Here is a 15,834-nt window from a genome sequence, read left to right on the forward strand (position 1 = left end):
GATGTCGATGTCGATGTCGAACCTGCCACATCAAGTGCCTGACGCGTGCTGAAGGCGCACATCCTGCCGCCGCTCACTCTGAGCAGCAGCAGTTAAATAGGGCAGCGCCAACTCCCGCACATTGACGCGCGCCCTCAGCCGCGCCGCCAGCAGGAACAGACCGCCAAGTTTGCGATGCAAGAACAGGCTGTCGACAGGCGGTATATGCCAGAAGTCCGGATCCAACCCCAAGGCCATTCCAGCATCGCGCAGGCGTTGCGCCATGTCGGTGGAGCCAAAGTCAAAGGCGCCGTCAATGCACAAGGGCTCCAGTGCCATCGCAAACAGATCAAGCACGGCAGCTGAGTGCCGCTGTTGCGTGTGCCCATCAAAATAGCCGATGGCCAAGCCTGCCTGCGCCATGGCGTCATGGTTGCCAGCCATGGTCGCTGCCATCAAGTCTTTGTAGGCCTGCCCAAATTGCGGTGTGAAGCTGCGGGTGGCACCAAAATCCAGCAGGATCATTTGCTGGCTCTGCCGGTCATAGCGGTAGTTTGCAAAATTGGGGTCGGTTTGCATCAGGCCAAACTCAAACAATTCGCGGAACAAGAGGTCCACGAGTCGGGTGAGCATCTGGTCGCGTTCGGCCTGCGGAGCGCTGTCCATTGCCTCCACGGGCACCCCCTCCACGTACGACATGGCCAGGACATTCTTGGTCGTGAAGTCGGCGTGCAAATCAGGCACGACGAACCTCGGGTCATTGGCCAGCAGTTGGCCAAAACGCAGCAGGTGCGCAGCTTCCGCATGGTAGTCAGCCTCTTCGCGCAGTTGGCGTTTGGCCTCTGAAAGCAGCGGCGCCATATCCATTGTTTTGGGCAGCAAGCCCGACATGCGCAAAAGCAATGCCACATTGTTCACGTCACTGCTGATGCTCTTGCGCACACCCGGGTACTGAATCTTGATCGCCAGATCTCGTCCATCCTGGGTCGTCGCTCGGTGCACTTGGCCGATGGAAGCGGCTGCGATCGGTGCGAAAGAGAACGACTCGAAGCGCTGCTGCCACCCGGCACCCCAATTGGCCGAGAGCACTGCTTGCACTTGGCGCTGCGGCATGGCGTGCGCATCAGAGCGCAAGCGCGCCAGGATGTCGCCCAATTCGGGCGGCAACAAATCGCCAGCGTCCATGGAGATCAACTGACCCACCTTCATGGCCGCGCCACGCATTTGAGACAGTTGCTGTGTGATCTTGAGCGCGTTGGCGGGGGTGAGCAGCAGATCACTGAGTTTCGGGCGCTTGCCCTGAACCAGCTGCTGAGCGCCGGCCATCAGCATATTGCCGGCGACACCCGAGGCCATCGACCCCAAACGCAACAAACGGCCGATGCGACTACTGGGTACGGCAGAACTACGGCGCGGGATGATCTTGGGGGTCATGGTGCATAGAGTTGATAGGCTTGTCGGTTTTTATGGGCAGTGGGCAGTGGGTAGTGGGCAATGGGCAGTGGGTAAGGCCATTGCATACAAGTCCGACACCTTCACATGCTTTGGCCGATGATCATGCACGAGTGATCGACGACCGTTGTTCACTGCGTTTTTTGTCCTTTAGTTCGGAGAGTTTGAGTGCCACGCCAATGACAGCGCTGAATGTTTTGGGAGGGCCGCTGGAGGCCTGCTCCTTTTCGCCATTGACGGGCTACTTCCGTGACGGCTGCTGCAATACCGATGAAGCCGACCGAGGCACCCATGTGGTGTGCGCGCGGGTGACCGCCGAGTTTTTAGACTTCTCCTTTTCGCTGGGCAACGACCTGAGCACACCCAGACCCGAGCATCGTTTTGCTGGCCTGAAACCGGGTGATCGGTGGTGCCTGTGCGCTGTGCGTTGGAAGGAGGCGTTAGCTGCCGGAAAGGCGCCGCCTGTGGTTCTGGAAGCAACGCACGCAAAAGCGTTGGATTTTTTGTCGTTGAGTCAGCTCCAACTGCACGCGTTCTAGCGGGTGCGGCCATCGGACCACACCAACAGCGAGAAATCGGTGGCGGCGGATTTCAAATCGAGTTCCACGCGGGCATAGGGCGTCAGCGTGAGCAGGGCGGTGGGGCCGCTTCTGCGTTCGAACTCACGCATGCAGTCATGCAGCACACCGGCATACGACTCGCCAGCGCCGCCGTCACTGACCCGGCAAGCCAAGGGCTCGAACTGAATCACATCCACCTTGAATTCAGCCGCCTGCGCCGAGGTACAGAGCGTCAGAAAAATACCCGCGCACCAGGGAGCAAGCCAAGGTTCAAGCATCTGCATGGCGATCTCTGTTCGGGCCAACATCTGCTCTGGCCTAAAGGGTGCGGCCAAGGCGCGGCAGGAATTTGCCGCGAGCAATAGCACAGCGCAGCCAATAGGTGGCCGCCCGCGCCCACACCAGGAGCAGCCTCAGCAGCACGCACAGCCCGGCGCCGCGCGCCCAAAGACCCAGGGCCCCGGAAACGCTCAGCTCGCTGACCCCGCGGCGCTCGACACGACGCATAGCGGTGATCTGAAGGCTCGTTTGAGGCCACTCGATTGGCAAACAGCTCAGAACGTGAAGCGCAGCCCCAAGGTGATCAGATTGCCCTTGACCTGCGGGGAAATGTGGCCGTAACTCTCCAGCTCCAGTGACATCGCGAGCTGGTGGTTGAACACATAGTCGACGCCGCTGCCGACCAGCAGCGTGGTCTTGCTGCCCAGCAGCTGATTCGTGGCCGCCGTGGCCGGGCTTGCGCCGCTGACTTTGCCGAAGGAGACGCCGAGCTTGCCGGTGATGGCGAACGATTCACCCACAGGCCAGCGGGCGGTGCCGGCGGCATAGGCACTCCGGCCCTTGACGGTTTGGATGCGCAAGCTCGCGCCCTTGCCGGTGTTTTGGTTGAGATCGCGAAAGCGCACAAAGCCGACTTGCAGGCCGAAGTTTTCGCTCAGCTGGTAGCCGCCAAAATACTTGGCGCTGCGGCCAAGCCCCTCGTCATTGCTGCTGTTCGAGTCGGCTGTTTCGCGGTTCCCAAAGGCCGCGCCAAAAGCAATGCCGAGGTAGGGGCCACGGACATCTTTGACCGCAGCCTCCTCGGCGTGAGCCTGGATCGGCAGGCAAGCCGCAGCAAGCGCGGCGCAAAAGATCAGGCAGGTGGCGGCGCACATGGCGGCGCTGGGTAGAAAGCGTTGCATCGGAATTCCTTGAATGTGCTTGGGCTTGGGTCAGAAGGCGTAGCTGAGCGCCATCACGCCCATCTCCGAGCTGCGCTGGCGCGTCAGCGGGCTGTCCTTGGCGTCGGCCAGCAAACTGCTCACCGACAGCGCCGCGGTGACCGAGCATCTGTTGCTGATCGAATAGGTGAGCGCCATATTGGCGCGGGCGTCGCGGGCGCCTGCGCCTGCCGAGCGCACCGCGTAGCCGCTGGCGGCTGACTGAGCGGAACTCACCCCAAAAAACGACTGCATATAGTGGGCATTGGCCAGCGTGATGCCGACGCCCGCACCCAGGTGCCAGTTCGGCGCGATCTCGGCCAGATAGCCGGCGCCAAGATCGGCAACCAGGCCCTTGTTGTTGGCGCCCGCGCCGTAGCGCAGCGAAGAGGTCAAGAACCAACCCTGGGGCAAGCTGTAGTTGAAAAACGCTCCGCCTTCGGCTGCGGCGTCGACGTCACCCATGCCGTGCAGAGCGTTCGCGCGGCTCTCCTTGCGGCCCTTGTCGACCGTCAAGCGCAGGCCGTACTGCAGTTGCGAAGATGACGACGAGGCGGCGGCGAAGTTGTAGCCGATGCCATTGCCAATGCCTGCAAACCAGCCGTTAGCCCACTGGTAGTCGAGGACCGGTATCACCCAGGTGCTGCGTTGGTCGGAACCTTGGTATTCATAGGTCGCAACAACAGCGACGCCCACCGTGCCACCGTCGTTGCCGGGTGCGGCACCGTACAGCCGTACCGCGTCGAAGGCCTGAGAAAAAGCATGCGGTGCGGCCAAGGCCAGGCCGGCGGCGAGAGCGATTGCCTTGAGGCGATTGAAAGCAGCGTGCATCTGGAAATCCAAAATAAAAGGTTAGAAAGTTCTCGGGCAAGCACGCCCGGGGGCTGACCTTGGCGGGTCAGCAAGAAGATAAAAAGGGGGAAATCGAGTGCAGCAATCAAGGGCAACATCGCTACCGGCGGCGAATCAGCCATTCGGCGAGGGCCGCGTTCACAGCCCATGCCGAGGTCATCAGCAGATCGCGCAAAAACAAGGTCGGCGCGCCGGCCACCAAAGCCTCCGGCAGCAGGATCAGCACCTGCGTGCCGGCGCCTTGGCCCAGCGCATAGGCACGAATCATCCAGGCCTTGTGCTGCGGAATGCGGCCCAGCAGCACGGCGCGAACCGCCGCCGCGATAGACCACGCCATGCCCAGCCCGACCAGCATGCGGGCCATGTACAAAAGCGGGCCTTGCTGTGCCGCAGGGATGGGCAGGCGCGCCGTCAGCCACAAGCCCGTCAGCGCCGCCAACAGGCCACTGGTCGCCACCACCCTGCCGCTGACGCCATGAAGGCGGGGGAAGCGCCGCCTCAGCGCTGCATCGAACTGAAATGCCCCCAACACACAAAACAACGCGGCCGCCACAGGCACCAAGCTCAAGAGCAAGAGCAAGCGCAAGAGCGCACCCAGCAACTTCCACGACGGACTTGGCAACACTGGCAACATTGGCATTCCGCAATGACGGAACCGGGCTAGACCGTGGCGTCAACCCCTTGTCGAACGCCTGGCTGGCAGTGTCGACGGCGCCGGCCCGCACTGTCACCGTACCAAAGTACGGTTTTGCAGCGGCGCGCTGGGCTCACAGCAAATTCAGCGCCTGGGCACGCGCCACCGCCTCGGTGCGCCGCTGCACATCGAGCTTGTCAAAGATGTTCTGGTTGTGCCACTTGACCGTGCTCAGCGAGACAAACAGCTGCTTGCCGATTTCCTGGTTGGACAGACCTTTGTAGATCAGGGTCAGCACTTCAAGCTCGCGCTGGCTCAAGGGCTCGGCCAAAACAGGCGGTGGCGCTGATGAGCCCTTTGGTATCGGCGGCGCTGCCGAGGCGGGCAGCGCCAGGCTGGCGATGCTGTCCGACTGCTTTTGCAGCGCGTCCAGCAATAGGGCGGTGTAGCGGGGCCGCGCGCCCTGCGCCGACTTCTCCAACAGCCGCTGCATCGGCCCACCCAGGTCCACAAATGCACGCACCCAACCCTGCGGTTCCGCCAAGGCCATCGCCTCGCCCAGCACGGTCAACGCCGCGTCGGACGAGCCGCAGGCATCCAGCGCCAGCGCCTTGAGTAAGCGCGCCCGCACAAGCTCGGTCGCCGAGGCGCTGACTGGCGCGGCCGTCAGAAACGCGCTCAGGCATTCAAGCGCCTGCATCGCCTGGCCCCGGGCGAGCAAGACCTGGGCCTGCGCCAGCGGCAACACATGTTCTTGCGTCAACTCGGCGGCGGCCATCACCTCACCGGTTTGCAAAAAGGCCTGCACCTGCGCCTGGGCGATGGCGAGCCGTCCGCCATGCTGGTTGCGGGTCTGTGCAGCGGCGCTGGCCCGCTGCAGTATTTCCAAGGCCGCGCCGCTTTCGGCACGGGACAGCAGCAGCTGTGCGCGCAAGGCGTCCGCGCCCAAGCCGGCGTCGCATTCCAGCAGCGCGGCCAGCCGGCTGCTCTTCTCTGCGTGTTCCGCAGCGGCCTCCAGCTCATTCCACTGATACCGAATCCGCGCCAGCCCCAGGTGCACCTCGCAGGCCACAGCATGCGGCTGATCACCCAATAATTGCAGCGCCCGGCCATAGGTGCGCGCGGCCAGGTGCAGCTGGTTGTCGTCCTCCTGCAGATGGCCTAGCGCGATTGCCGCGCACACTCCGATCATGCGATTGCCGCAAGCTTGCGCCAGCGCCAGTGCATCACCGTAAACCTGCTGGGCGGCCGCCCGCTCAGCGCGGAATTGATGCGCCACACCCAGCGCGCAGTGGGCCGCCGTGCGCAGCGCCCAGCTGTCTGGCGGCAGCCGCTGCAGCGCCAAGGCGGCCTGCTCGGCAATCGTGGCGGCATCCCCTCGGGCCACCGCCTCCCAGGCGCGCACGGTGTTCAGCTCACCGCACCAACCCTCATGGGCCGGATCTTGGCTGGCCTTCTCAAGCGCAGCTTGCGCACCCAGCATGGGGGCGCGCATCCGGCTGTGTTGGCTGGTGGCCAGATACGACCAAGCCAGCATCAGCCACAGTGGTGGATGGGCGTCCAGCAATGCCGGGGGCTGATCCTGCAGCCACAGCAACACCGGCTCCGCATCCTCCAAAAAGTACAGCGGCATGCCATTGCCCTGCACCACCTGGATGGCGCGCGACGTGTCGCCCGCGGCCACCGCATGATGCAAGGCCGGGCGGATCATGCCCTGGGCCTCGTACCAGGCACTGGCGCGCAGATGCAAGGGCGCTGCCGCTTCACGTTCGCTCAGCACTTGCCGCAACATCGCGCCGAACAAATGGTGGTAGCGGAACCAGCGGCGTTCCTCGTCCAGCGGCACGACAAACAGCCCGGACGATTCCAGCTGAAGCAGCATTTCGCGCCCATCATCCGACTGCATGACGGCATCGCACAGCGCCGCGCACATCCGGTCCAACAGCGATGTGCGCAGCAAGAAGGTTTGCAGCGCGGGGCTTTGGCGCTGCAGCACTTCTTCGAGCAAATAGTCCTGCACCAGCCGGTGGCTGCCGCTGAAGGACCGGATGAAGCGCTCCGCGTCACGGTGCCCGGCCAACGACAAGGCCGCCATCTGCAAGCCGGCCGGCCAGGCTTCGGTGCGCGACGCCAGTGCCTGAACCTGCGCGTCGCTCAAACCCAAGGCCATCACGCCGTTCAAAAATTGCTCGCTCTCCACCGCCTGGAAACGCAAGTCGTTCTGCCCCATCTCAAGCAGCTGCCCTTGCGCGCGCCAACGCGCCAGCGCGATGGCCGGCATCTCCCGCGAGGCCAGCACCAGATGCAGTTGCGCGGGCATCTGCTCCAGCAGCAATGCCAGCAGCGCGTCGACCGCGGGACTGCTGGCCAAGTGGTAATCGTCGAGCACCAAGACCAGTCGGCCGCGCCGCCTGGCCAATCGGTTGATCAGATGGCTCAGCACCGCCGCAGGTGCGGGCCGGGGCCTGGCCTGCGCCAGCGCCAAGTCTTGGTCACCCAGTTCGGCAGCGATGCTGCGCAAGCTGGCGGTCAAATAGGCCACGAACTGATCCGGATCGCGCTCGCCTTCATCAAGAGACAGCCAGGCGCTGGGATGCTCACAGGCCTGCACCCAGGCCCCCAGCAGGCTCGATTTGCCAAAACCGGCAGGCGCGCAAACGAGGCTCAGCTTGCCCGACAAACCGGCGTCCAAGCGCTGCATCAAGCGCTGGCGCTCCACACTGCGCGGCGCCGGCTGGGGCGCAAAGAGCTTGGTGGCGAGCAGGGTCTGAGTCATGAACCGACTATACGAGCGGCCTGGCTCTGCCTGGCGTAACCCCAAGCCTGGGCTTGCTACACCCGGCGGTGGCGATGGCGCGCACCGGCTTGGCGCTGGCGCTGCTGCCGACGCTGATCGAGGGCCATGAGCCCGAGCTGGTGCCGGTGTCCGAGGTGCTGGCCGACTGACGCACCCGGACCTGCGCCTGACCGCGCGGGTCCGGGCCTTTATGCAAGAGGTGGGTGCGCATCTGCATGCGACGCTGGCGGCGGCAGCTTGAATTTCGGCCAAGCCGCCCAAGCTTGAACGCACAACAAGGAATTCATCATGCTGATCACCTGCCCCCACTGCCTGACCAAAAACCGCGTTCCCGATGAGCGCGCCAACCAAGACCCGGTGTGCGGCAAATGCGGCCAAGCGCTGCTCAGCGGCGAAGTCGTCGAGCTGAACGATGCCAATTTCGACACCGTGGTGGCCGGCAGCGAGTTGCCCGTCTTGGTCGACTTCTGGGCACCCTGGTGCGGCCCTTGCCGGCAGATGGGGCCGCAGTTCGCGCTCGCCGCCCAGCAGCTCAAGGGTCAGGTCTTGCTGGTCAAGGTCAACAGCGACGCGAACCCGCAGCTGTCACAGCGCTACGCCATCCGCAGCATCCCGACGCTATTGCAACTGCAGCAGGGTAAGGAGCTGCAGCGCATGGCGGGGGCGCTGCAGGCGCCGCAGATTGTGGGCTGGCTGCGGCGCTGAAAGAGTGAGAGGGCATCAAGCCCAGCGCCCGACCGGCATCGCGCTGGGGCTGCTCAGCACGTAGCGCGGCCAACGCCAGGCCAGCAGGCCCACGCTCAGCAGCAGGCTGGCGGCCGCCAACCAGCCAAGACCGATTCCGGCCCAAGCCAGGCCGAAGACCAGCCCCGTGCCGAGCAGGCCAGCCAGCAAGGGCAGCGCGATCCGCACACCGCTGGGCATGGGTTGCCGCGACCAGTCGCGCAGCAACCAGCCGCCCATGGGCAGCACCGCCAGCAAGGCATAAAGCCCCAGCCGTGAAAAATGCTCGCGCCCACCGAGCGACACCACCGCGGCGACTACCGCCAAGGCAAAACCCCATTGCAAATAGAACTGCAGCAGCATGCGTTGGCCCATCAGACGGTTCAAGACCCTGCCCTTGGGCATGCCCGGCAATAGCATCAGCAGTGCCTGCTCACGCCGGCTGCGGTAGAGATTGGCCGCCAGCCCCAGCAGCGGATTGAGGGCGGCACAGACGAACCCGATCTGCAGTCCGACGCTGCCATTGCGGCCAAGCTCAGACCAGTCGGGCGCATAACGAAGCTGCACCCAGCCGGCCAACAGGGCAAGAATGATCCACACCACCGACAGGCCGCCCAGAATGCAACTCCAATGCAAACTGCCGAGGCTGACCAACTCGGCGCGCGCCAAAGCGCTGCGGGCCTCGGGTTTGGCTGCGCGCAGCAGGTGTTCACGCCACGGCGCAAAAGGCCAAGCGAAAAGCTGCGCGAAGGCTCGGCCGATGTCACCCATTGGCTTGGCTGTATTCGCGCTGGCCGGCCCAGCCATCAATTGACGCAAATCCGCTTGTTGTCGATAGCTGCGGCGATGCGTTGCGCCGCCTTCCTGGAGCAGGCGACTCAGCAGCCAAGGCAGCAACAACGCAGCGAGCAAGCCCAGGCTGGCTGGCTGCGTCAGATACCAATGCCGCAGCCCCGCCCAAAGCGACTGCAAAAGCGGCTCAACCGGCGCCCAGAAGCCAAGCAATGGCAGGATCGTGAGTGGCAGCCACAACCAAACCCAGCGCACGCAGACGGCCAGCGCCAGCAGCACCGCACCGGCACCCAAACCCCACAACAGTGGGCTGCCGGTGGCCGCACCAAACACGCCCGCCACCCCCAAGCTCACTGACAGCATCAGCCCCACCGCGCAGCGCCGCAAACGCGCCACATGACCCGGCACCAAGCGGGCCATATGCGGGTGATTTTGTTGGCGCAAGCCGTCAAAGCAGATGCACCAGCCAATCACCAAGACCGACAGGGTCACAAAGCCCAGCACCTTGGCCGCAGCACTGGTGTCAACGGCGATCGCTACGCCGAGAACCAGCACGAGGGCAATGAGCAACAGGGTCAGCCAGACCCAGAGTTCGCCGGTATGGCGGCGTTGCTGCAAAGGCGCCGACAGCAGCGGGCCGTAATTTCCCCAAAAGTTGCGCATGCGCAGGCTCATGTCATCTCCATGAACAGGTCTTCCAGATTGACCCGCTCGCCGCCGCTGCCTGCCGGCAAGCCTTGAGGAAAGCGCACCAGCCAGCGTTCACGCCCATCCTCAAGCGGGCTGCGGCTCAGAACTTGCATGCCCTGCGCGGCGATCAGCGCTTGCAGCTCGGCGCTGGAGCCGCTCAAGACGCGCACCTCGTCCAGCAACTCATCCAATGGCGCCTGCAGCGCGATACGGCCTTGCTTCAAAAAGGCCACATTGAAGGCGACGCGCTCCAGGTCCGACAAGATATGGGTAGAGAACACGACCGTCGTGCCGCGGTCCAGCACCTGCTCAACCAACTCGCGCAGAAAGTCGCGCCGTCCGGCCGGGTCCAGGCTGGCCACCGGCTCGTCCAGCACCAGCAGATCGGGCTCATGGGCAAGTGCCCTGATGATGGACAGGCGCTGCTGCTGTCCGCCGCTGAGCTTGGCGATGGGCTTGTCGCGGGCAATATCCCAGCGCGACATCAGGCCCTCGACCTTGGCCTCGTTCCAGCGCGGGTAGAAGCTCTTGAAGTAACTCAGCAGTTGGTCGGGCGTGAAACCTTCGAACAGATCGTTTTGCTGCGGCACATAGCCGATGCGGGCGCGCCCAGTGTCGTCCAGGTCGGCGGCGTTTTGGCCAAACAGCTGCACGGTGCCGGCCTGCGGCTCGCGCAGGCCCAGGAGAGTCTCCAGCAGCGTGGTCTTGCCGGCGCCGTTGCGGCCCAAGAGGCCGATCACCTGGCCAGGCTGCAACTGCCAGTCCAGGCCCTGCAGCACCGGCTGGGCGCCGTAACTCAGGCTCAGCCCCTGCAGATTCACGACGGCGGAAGTTGTTGTCTCGTTGGCGCTCATGCGGCGTCTCCCGGTTGCTTTGCTTGGTGAAGAATTTGATCGAACAGCTGCAGCGCCTTGGCTGTGGGGACTTCAAGCTGCTGCGCCTCGGCGGCGGCGCGCTCCAGCGTCGGCCGCAGCAGGGCGACGCGCTCAGCTGCTGGCTGGGCCCGACTGTGCTGCGCCGCCACCCGCATCGCCAGGCCGCGGCGGCGCTCCAGCAGGCCCTCGGCTTCGAGCAGGCTATAGGCCTTGGAGATCGTCATCGGATGCACGGCCAGCGCCTGCGCCACCTCGCGCACCGAGGGGATCTCCTGGCCGGCGACCAATTGCCCACTGGCCACGCGGCGGCGCAATTGCTCGACCAGCTGGCGGTAGATCGGTTCGGTCGAGCCGGTGTTGATCTGGAAGAAATGACTGTCGCTGCTCAAGGCTGCTCCCGATGTGTACTAGTATCGTAGTACACATAGACAGATGGCGTCAAGCGGGCCTGTATGGGTCGCGGTTTGCGGTGCCTGCCGCCGTTCATGTGATGATTCGCCCCCATGTCGAACCCGCGCCCTACTTCCGCTTCCACTCCTGCGCCCACGTCCTCTGCCTCATTCGCTGCAGCAAGGTCGCCGGCCACCTTGCTGGCCATGTTGCTGGCTTGCACGCTGGCGCCCTTGCTGGCCTTCAACCTGACGCCGTCGGCCACGCTGTTCAATCAGCTCGCCGCGCTGGCGGGCTGGGGACTGGTGCTGATCTGCATCAGCCCGGAGGGCGCGCCCCGCTGGCGGCTGACGCCGGCCGCGCTCAGCCTGGGGCTGCTGGCCTTGGCGCCCTGGGTCTCGCATCTATGGGGCGGCTTGCCGTCGTCGCTGGCCTTGGCCAATAGCGGCATGTTGCTGGCAGCGCTGGCCTTGCTACTGGCCGGCCAGGGCCTGGCGCTCGACCGGCGCCAGCGCTGGGTGGCGGCCCTGTGCTGGGGCTTGTTGCTGGCGGGGGTCTTGAGTTTGATGGTCAGCCTGGTGCAGGTCTTTATGCCGGTCTGGGCCGATGGCAATCTGATCGCGCGCTCGGGCATCGCCGGCCGGGCGGTCGGCAATCTGCGCCAGCCCAACCATCTGGCCAGCCTCTTGATGTGGGCCTGCGTGGCGGCGGTGTATCTGGCCGACCGTGGCCGCCTCGAAGCCCTGGGCGGCGCATTTGTGTTGCCCGTGCTGCTGTTTGGCCTGGTGTTTGCGGTGGTGCTGAGCGCCTCACGCACCGGCGTGATCGGTGTGCTGATCCTGGCGGCTTGGGGCGCGCTGGACCGCAAGCTCGGCCGCGCGGCCAAACTGGCGCTGATGGCGGCGCCGCTGTTGCTGGCGCTGAGCTGGGTTTTGCTGGCGGCTTGGGCAACGCTGGGCGACCATGCGCTGGGCGCCGAAACGCGTTTGGCGGAAGGGGCGGGCTCGCCCTCGCGCCTAGCCATCATTGCCAATGCCTGGGCCTTGCTGAAGGCCAACCCTTGGACGGGGCTGGGCTGGGGTGAATTCAATCTGGCCTGGAGCATGACGCCCTTCCCCAACCGCCCGATTGCGTTTTTTGACCACACCCACAATATCGTGATGCAGCTGGCTGTGGAGTTAGGCCTGCCGCTCAGCCTGCTCATTCTGGGCTTGCTGGCCTACTCGCTCTGGCGCGCGTTTGCGCTCAGCCGCGCGGCCGTCGGCGAGGTCGCGGTGGCGCGGCGCTGTGCCTTCATGCTGGTGCTGATGATTGGCCTGCACAGCTTGCTGGAGTACCCGCTCTGGTACGCCTACTTTTTGTTGCCGACGGCCTTTGCATTCGGGCTGGCCCTGGGCTCGGACAAGGACAGCAGCGAAGAAGCACCCTCCAACCCTCAAGGCTGGGCGATAGCCGGCGCCTTGATGCTGGCGGCCAGCGCCTACGCCGCCTGGGACTATTTGCGCGTGGTCGATATTTATGCGCCGTCGGCCAACTCGCAGCCCTTGAATCAGCGTATTGCCGCGGGGCAGGCCACGGCCTTGTTTTCAACCCAAGCCGACTATGCCGCCGCCACCTCCTTGCCGGCCGGCCCGGCCGCTCTCGCAGCGGCCCAGCGCACCGCTCATAACCTGATCGACGCGCGGCTGATGATCGCCTGGGCCAAATCACTGCACGCGACCGGCGACGCTGACAAAGCTCGTTATGTGGTGCAAAGGCTGCGTGAATTCCGCAACCCCGCCGGCACCGAGTGGCTGGAGGAATGTGAACACACCCAAGAGGCGGGGGCGCTCAAGCCGTTTCAGTGCGAGCCGCCGCTGCGTGACTACAGCTGGCGCGAGCTGCGCCGGACATTAGGGCGCTGACCAATCGCCGCTTTTTCCCCCGTGCTTCTCCAGCACCCGGATATCGCCCATCACCATGCCGCGATCCGCCGCCTTGCACATGTCGTAAATCGTCAGTAAGCCGATTTGCACCGAGGTCAGCGCCTCCATCTCGACGCCGGTGCGGCCCAAGGTTTCGACTTGGGCCCTGCACAGCACCGCATTGGCGGCCGCGTCGATCTCGAATTCCACCGCCACACGGGTCAGTGGCAGCGGGTGGCAGAGCGGGATCAGGTCGGCGCAGCGCTTCGCCGCTTGGATCGCGGCGATGCGGGCAATGCCCAGAACATCGCCTTTCTTTGCGCTGCCGCTGGTGATCAATGCTAGGGTAGCGGCCTGCATGCTGATGCGGCCGGCCGCCACCGCAATCCGGTGGGTGACCGCCTTGCCTGCAACGTCCACCATATGGGCTTGGCCTTGGGCGTCAAAATGAGTGAGTTCTGATGTCATTGCAGGGTCGGCCTCGATGTAGCGGCAACAATTGGGAAACGATTGTGTGCGCATCATAGAGATGCTTTTTTCTCGCTGGAGTCTGTGTTGTTGAAGCTAACTGTCAGTTTGATGCGTCGCCCGGGTCGCTGTGCCATCACTTTGTTGGCGGCAGCGGTGCTGAGCCTGGGCGGCCCCCTCAGCCATGCGCAGGTGAACCTGCCGGCCCTGGGTGATTCGGTCTCGCAAGACCTCGACCTCGGCACCGAGCGCCGCATCGGCGAGCAGGTGATGCGGCAAATCCGCCCCGACCCGGACTTCCTCGAAGACCCTTTGCTGCTGGAATATCTGCAGACGCTATGGGCACCGCTGGTTACCACCGCCAAGCAACTCGGCAATATTGGCGACGAAACCAGTGAGCGCTTCGCCTGGGAGATTTTTCTGGTGCGGGATCGCAGCATCAACGCCTTCGCCTTGCCGGGCGGCTATGTCGGCGTGCATCTGGGCTTGATCGCGATGACGGGTTCGGGCGATGAGTTGGCCTCGGTGTTGGCGCATGAGTTGTCGCACGTGACGCAGCGCCATATCGCTCGGCGCATAGCCGGCGATTCGCGCACCAGCATGCTGGCGCTGGCCGGCTTGGTGGCGGGCTTGATCGTCGCTTCGCGCACCGGCAGCTCGGACGTGGCGAATGCGGCCATCGTCGGCAGCCAGGCCGCCGCCGCGCAGGCCTCGTTGAGTTTTTCCCGCGATATGGAGCGTGAGGCCGACCGGGTCGGTTTCACGGTCATGAACCAGGCCGGCTATTCACAGGCCGGCATGTACAGCATGTTCGAGCGCATGGAGCAGGCCAATCACCTGATGGATTCGGGCTCCTACCCCTATCTGCGCTCCCACCCTTTGACCACCGAGCGGATTGGCGATGCGCGCCTGCGCATGGGCACCGTCGACTATGAACGCCCGGCGGGCAGCGCCGAGCATGCGCTGATGGCGGCGCGCGCCAAGGTGCTGATGGATGCGCGCGCCGAGGCCTGGACCGCATTGCAGGGCCTGGACGCCGGGGCGCGTGACCAAAAAGCCAAAGGCAGCGCTGAAAACAAGGGTTACGAACAGCTGGCGGCCCGCTATGCCAGCGCCCTGGCGTCGATCAAGATGCGCGACTTTGCGCGCGCCGAGAACGCCTTGCGCAGCGCCGAGCTGACGCTGCAACTGATTGGCAACGACGCGCGCGCCGAGCGACTGCTGCGTTATTTGCGCGCCGAGTTGAATCAGGCGCGCGGCCGCGCGGGCGATGGTTATGCCGCCTTGAAGCCGCTGGCGGGCGAGCGCTCGCGGCCGCTCTTGATTCAAAAAGCCCAGCTGGCCAAGGTCGACCCGAATCCGGCCAGCGTCCGCGAAGCCGCCGAGGCCTTGCAGACCTATGTCAGCCTGAACCCGATGGATCCCTTGGCCTGGGCCGAGCTGGGCCAGTTGTGGAACAAGCTGGATCAACCGCTGCGGGCGATCCGTGCGCAGGGCGAGGAACGCGCGGCCATGGGCGATTTGAACGGCGCGATTGATCGCTTTCGCTCCGGCCTGCGCATGTCGCGCGGCCGTGAGGCCGATCAGGTCGAAGCCGCGGTGATTGATTCACGCCTGCGCAGTTTGGTCTACGAGCGCCGCCAGCTATTGGCGGAGCTGTACCCGCGCGGTGTGCCGCCGGGGGCCGAGCTGCCCTGAAATCAGCTCGATTCCGGGAAGAGGCGCTCGAAAATCACGTCGATCCCCATACCGCAGAGGCTGTAGATCAACGAGCCGATCAGCGCCGCCCAGAAGCCGGCCACTTCAAAGCCGCCCAAGAGATTGGCCGCCGCCCAGAACATCAAGGCATTGATGACGAATAGGAACAGCCCCAGGCTGACGATGGTCACGGGCAAGGTCAGCAGCACCAGAATTGGCCGCACCAAGGTATTGAGCAGGCCCAGTACCATCGCCGCGATCAAGGCCGAGGTGAAGCTGGTGACGACAACGCCCGGATACAGATGAGCGACCAGCAGCAAGGCTGCGGCCAGTAAAAGCCAACGCATGAGTATCTTCATGGCCGCGAATATACAAGCGCGGCGTGACTATTTGCAGCGTTCTGGTTGGAGTGAATGCCCTAATCAGGCGCGGGGCGTGCCATTTGCAGGCAGAATGCGGGCTCCGAAGGGGGAGTAGCTACGCGGCGCAGGCCGTGGCGGCAGCCCGTCAGTACGGCGTCTGTGAAGATGCCCGGGCCCCGCAGCCGGCAGTGGATTGAACCCATCAATCCTGCGTGCCGTCCCGCAAGACCCTTCGACACGTGGTCGCCGCATGGCCTGCTTGAGGCATTGCGCGCGGCTTGTTTGTTTTTTGCGGGAAATTCAATGAATACGATAGCGCCTCTGTGGCTGTGGTTCTTCTTCGGTGGCTCCGTGCTCGCCGCTCTTTTTGTTGACTTCGTGGTGCTGCGCAAGCAAGGCGCGCATGAGGTCACGGTCAAGGAAGCGATCAACTGGTCGCTGGTCTGGGTGGCCTTGAGT

15 protein-coding genes are annotated in these 15,834 nt (G+C 64.5%); 4 read left to right on the plus strand and 11 right to left on the minus strand.

All coding sequences use genetic code 11. The features are described 5' to 3' along the window. Nucleotides 1-30 precede the first annotated feature (30 nt). Nucleotides 31-1,413, minus strand: a complete 1,383-nt coding sequence (locus RMO57_RS16225) for an AarF/ABC1/UbiB kinase family protein (protein WP_310388357.1) — start codon at nt 1,411-1,413, stop codon at nt 31-33. A gap of 197 nt (nt 1,414-1,610) precedes the next feature. On the opposite strand from RMO57_RS16225, the gene RMO57_RS16230 reads away from it, so the two are divergent. Beyond that, entirely contained in the window at nt 1,611-1,970 is a 360-nt protein-coding gene (locus tag RMO57_RS16230) for a DUF2237 domain-containing protein (protein ID WP_310388383.1), read from the plus strand. Here RMO57_RS16230 and RMO57_RS16235 read toward each other — a convergent pair. The 5 genes from RMO57_RS16235 to RMO57_RS16255 form a co-directional block, all read right to left on the minus strand. Further along, nucleotides 1,967-2,299, minus strand: a complete 333-nt coding sequence (locus tag RMO57_RS16235; protein ID WP_310388358.1) for a hypothetical protein — start codon at nt 2,297-2,299, stop codon at nt 1,967-1,969. The two genes, RMO57_RS16230 and RMO57_RS16235, sit on opposite strands and share 4 nt — an antisense overlap. A gap of 246 nt (nt 2,300-2,545) precedes the next feature. Next, nucleotides 2,546-3,172, minus strand: coding sequence for an outer membrane beta-barrel protein (locus RMO57_RS16240; protein WP_310388360.1), 627 nt, complete (start codon nt 3,170-3,172; stop codon nt 2,546-2,548). A gap of 30 nt (nt 3,173-3,202) precedes the next feature. Further along, the gene (locus RMO57_RS16245; protein WP_310388362.1) at nt 3,203-4,021 is read right to left on the minus strand and encodes a MipA/OmpV family protein; all 819 of its coding nucleotides are present in this window, start codon (nt 4,019-4,021) and stop codon (nt 3,203-3,205) included. Between the two features lie 121 nt (nt 4,022-4,142). Further along, the gene (locus RMO57_RS16250) at nt 4,143-4,676 is read right to left on the minus strand and encodes a DUF2306 domain-containing protein (protein WP_310388366.1); all 534 of its coding nucleotides are present in this window, start codon (nt 4,674-4,676) and stop codon (nt 4,143-4,145) included. A gap of 133 nt (nt 4,677-4,809) precedes the next feature. Then, on the minus strand, nt 4,810-7,452 hold the full coding sequence (locus tag RMO57_RS16255; protein ID WP_310388368.1) for a LuxR C-terminal-related transcriptional regulator: 2,643 nt from the start codon (nt 7,450-7,452) through the stop codon (nt 4,810-4,812). Between the two features lie 309 nt (nt 7,453-7,761). Here RMO57_RS16255 and trxC point away from each other — a divergent pair, with 309 nt between their 5' ends. Continuing rightward, entirely contained in the window at nt 7,762-8,178 is a 417-nt protein-coding gene (gene trxC, locus RMO57_RS16260) for a thioredoxin TrxC (RefSeq protein WP_310388369.1), read from the plus strand. 15 nt (nt 8,179-8,193) lie between these two features. Here the strand turns inward: trxC and RMO57_RS16265 are convergent, their stop codons facing one another. The 3 genes from RMO57_RS16265 to RMO57_RS16275 are packed head-to-tail and all read right to left on the minus strand — an operon-like array spanning nt 8,194 to nt 10,942. After that, on the minus strand, nt 8,194-9,663 hold the full coding sequence (locus RMO57_RS16265) for a hypothetical protein (protein WP_310388371.1): 1,470 nt from the start codon (nt 9,661-9,663) through the stop codon (nt 8,194-8,196). Beyond that, nucleotides 9,660-10,532: an ABC transporter ATP-binding protein gene (locus tag RMO57_RS16270; protein ID WP_310388373.1), complete on the minus strand. Its 873-nt coding sequence runs from the start codon at nt 10,530-10,532 to the stop codon at nt 9,660-9,662. The genes RMO57_RS16265 and RMO57_RS16270 overlap by 4 nt, the downstream gene beginning before the upstream one ends. Next, nucleotides 10,529-10,942 (minus strand): GntR family transcriptional regulator, encoded by a 414-nt coding sequence (locus tag RMO57_RS16275; protein WP_310388375.1) that lies wholly within the window; start codon nt 10,940-10,942, stop codon nt 10,529-10,531. Before RMO57_RS16275 ends, RMO57_RS16270 begins: the two co-directional genes overlap by 4 nt. A 207-nt stretch (nt 10,943-11,149) precedes the next feature. Between RMO57_RS16275 and RMO57_RS16280 the strand changes: the two genes are divergently transcribed. Continuing rightward, the gene (locus tag RMO57_RS16280) at nt 11,150-12,847 is read left to right on the plus strand and encodes a PglL family O-oligosaccharyltransferase (protein ID WP_310388376.1); all 1,698 of its coding nucleotides are present in this window, start codon (nt 11,150-11,152) and stop codon (nt 12,845-12,847) included. Here the strand turns inward: RMO57_RS16280 and moaC are convergent. Continuing rightward, nucleotides 12,836-13,315, minus strand: coding sequence for a cyclic pyranopterin monophosphate synthase MoaC (gene moaC / locus RMO57_RS16285; RefSeq protein ID WP_310388378.1), 480 nt, complete (start codon nt 13,313-13,315; stop codon nt 12,836-12,838). The two genes, RMO57_RS16280 and moaC, sit on opposite strands and share 12 nt — an antisense overlap. Nucleotides 13,316-13,402: 87 nt before the next feature. On the opposite strand from moaC, the gene RMO57_RS16290 reads away from it, so the two are divergent. Beyond that, entirely contained in the window at nt 13,403-15,013 is a 1,611-nt protein-coding gene (locus tag RMO57_RS16290; RefSeq protein WP_310388380.1) for a M48 family metalloprotease, read from the plus strand. Between the two features lie 2 nt (nt 15,014-15,015). Here RMO57_RS16290 and RMO57_RS16295 read toward each other — a convergent pair whose 3' ends face one another. Then, nucleotides 15,016-15,372 carry a phage holin family protein gene (locus RMO57_RS16295; protein ID WP_310388381.1) on the minus strand — a complete coding sequence of 119 codons (357 nt, stop codon included), beginning with the start codon at nt 15,370-15,372 and terminating at the stop codon, nt 15,016-15,018. Between the last annotated feature and the right edge of the window lie 462 nt (nt 15,373-15,834).

The sequence above is a fragment of the Roseateles sp. genome (assembly GCF_031397715.1).
GTDB lineage: Bacteria > Pseudomonadota > Gammaproteobacteria > Burkholderiales > Burkholderiaceae_C > Paucibacter_A.

What these genes read in the sequence shown, in the direction of transcription:
- RMO57_RS16225 (WP_310388357.1), bottom strand. Translation starts at nt 1,413, where the DNA reads ATGACCCCCAAGATCATCCCGCGCCGTAGTTCTGCCGTACCCAGTAGT.
- RMO57_RS16230 (WP_310388383.1), top strand. Translation starts at nt 1,611, where the DNA reads ATGACAGCGCTGAATGTTTTGGGAGGGCCGCTGGAGGCCTGCTCCTTT.
- RMO57_RS16235 (WP_310388358.1), bottom strand. Translation starts at nt 2,299, where the DNA reads ATGTTGGCCCGAACAGAGATCGCCATGCAGATGCTTGAACCTTGGCTT.
- RMO57_RS16240 (WP_310388360.1), bottom strand. Translation starts at nt 3,172, where the DNA reads ATGCAACGCTTTCTACCCAGCGCCGCCATGTGCGCCGCCACCTGCCTG.
- RMO57_RS16245 (WP_310388362.1), bottom strand. Translation starts at nt 4,021, where the DNA reads ATGCACGCTGCTTTCAATCGCCTCAAGGCAATCGCTCTCGCCGCCGGC.
- RMO57_RS16250 (WP_310388366.1), bottom strand. Translation starts at nt 4,676, where the DNA reads ATGTTGCCAGTGTTGCCAAGTCCGTCGTGGAAGTTGCTGGGTGCGCTC.
- RMO57_RS16255 (WP_310388368.1), bottom strand. Translation starts at nt 7,452, where the DNA reads ATGACTCAGACCCTGCTCGCCACCAAGCTCTTTGCGCCCCAGCCGGCG.
- trxC (WP_310388369.1), top strand. Translation starts at nt 7,762, where the DNA reads ATGCTGATCACCTGCCCCCACTGCCTGACCAAAAACCGCGTTCCCGAT.
- RMO57_RS16265 (WP_310388371.1), bottom strand. Translation starts at nt 9,663, where the DNA reads ATGAGCCTGCGCATGCGCAACTTTTGGGGAAATTACGGCCCGCTGCTG.
- RMO57_RS16270 (WP_310388373.1), bottom strand. Translation starts at nt 10,532, where the DNA reads ATGAGCGCCAACGAGACAACAACTTCCGCCGTCGTGAATCTGCAGGGG.
- RMO57_RS16280 (WP_310388376.1), top strand. Translation starts at nt 11,150, where the DNA reads ATGTTGCTGGCTTGCACGCTGGCGCCCTTGCTGGCCTTCAACCTGACG.
- moaC (WP_310388378.1), bottom strand. Translation starts at nt 13,315, where the DNA reads ATGACATCAGAACTCACTCATTTTGACGCCCAAGGCCAAGCCCATATG.
- RMO57_RS16295 (WP_310388381.1), bottom strand. Translation starts at nt 15,372, where the DNA reads ATGAAGATACTCATGCGTTGGCTTTTACTGGCCGCAGCCTTGCTGCTG.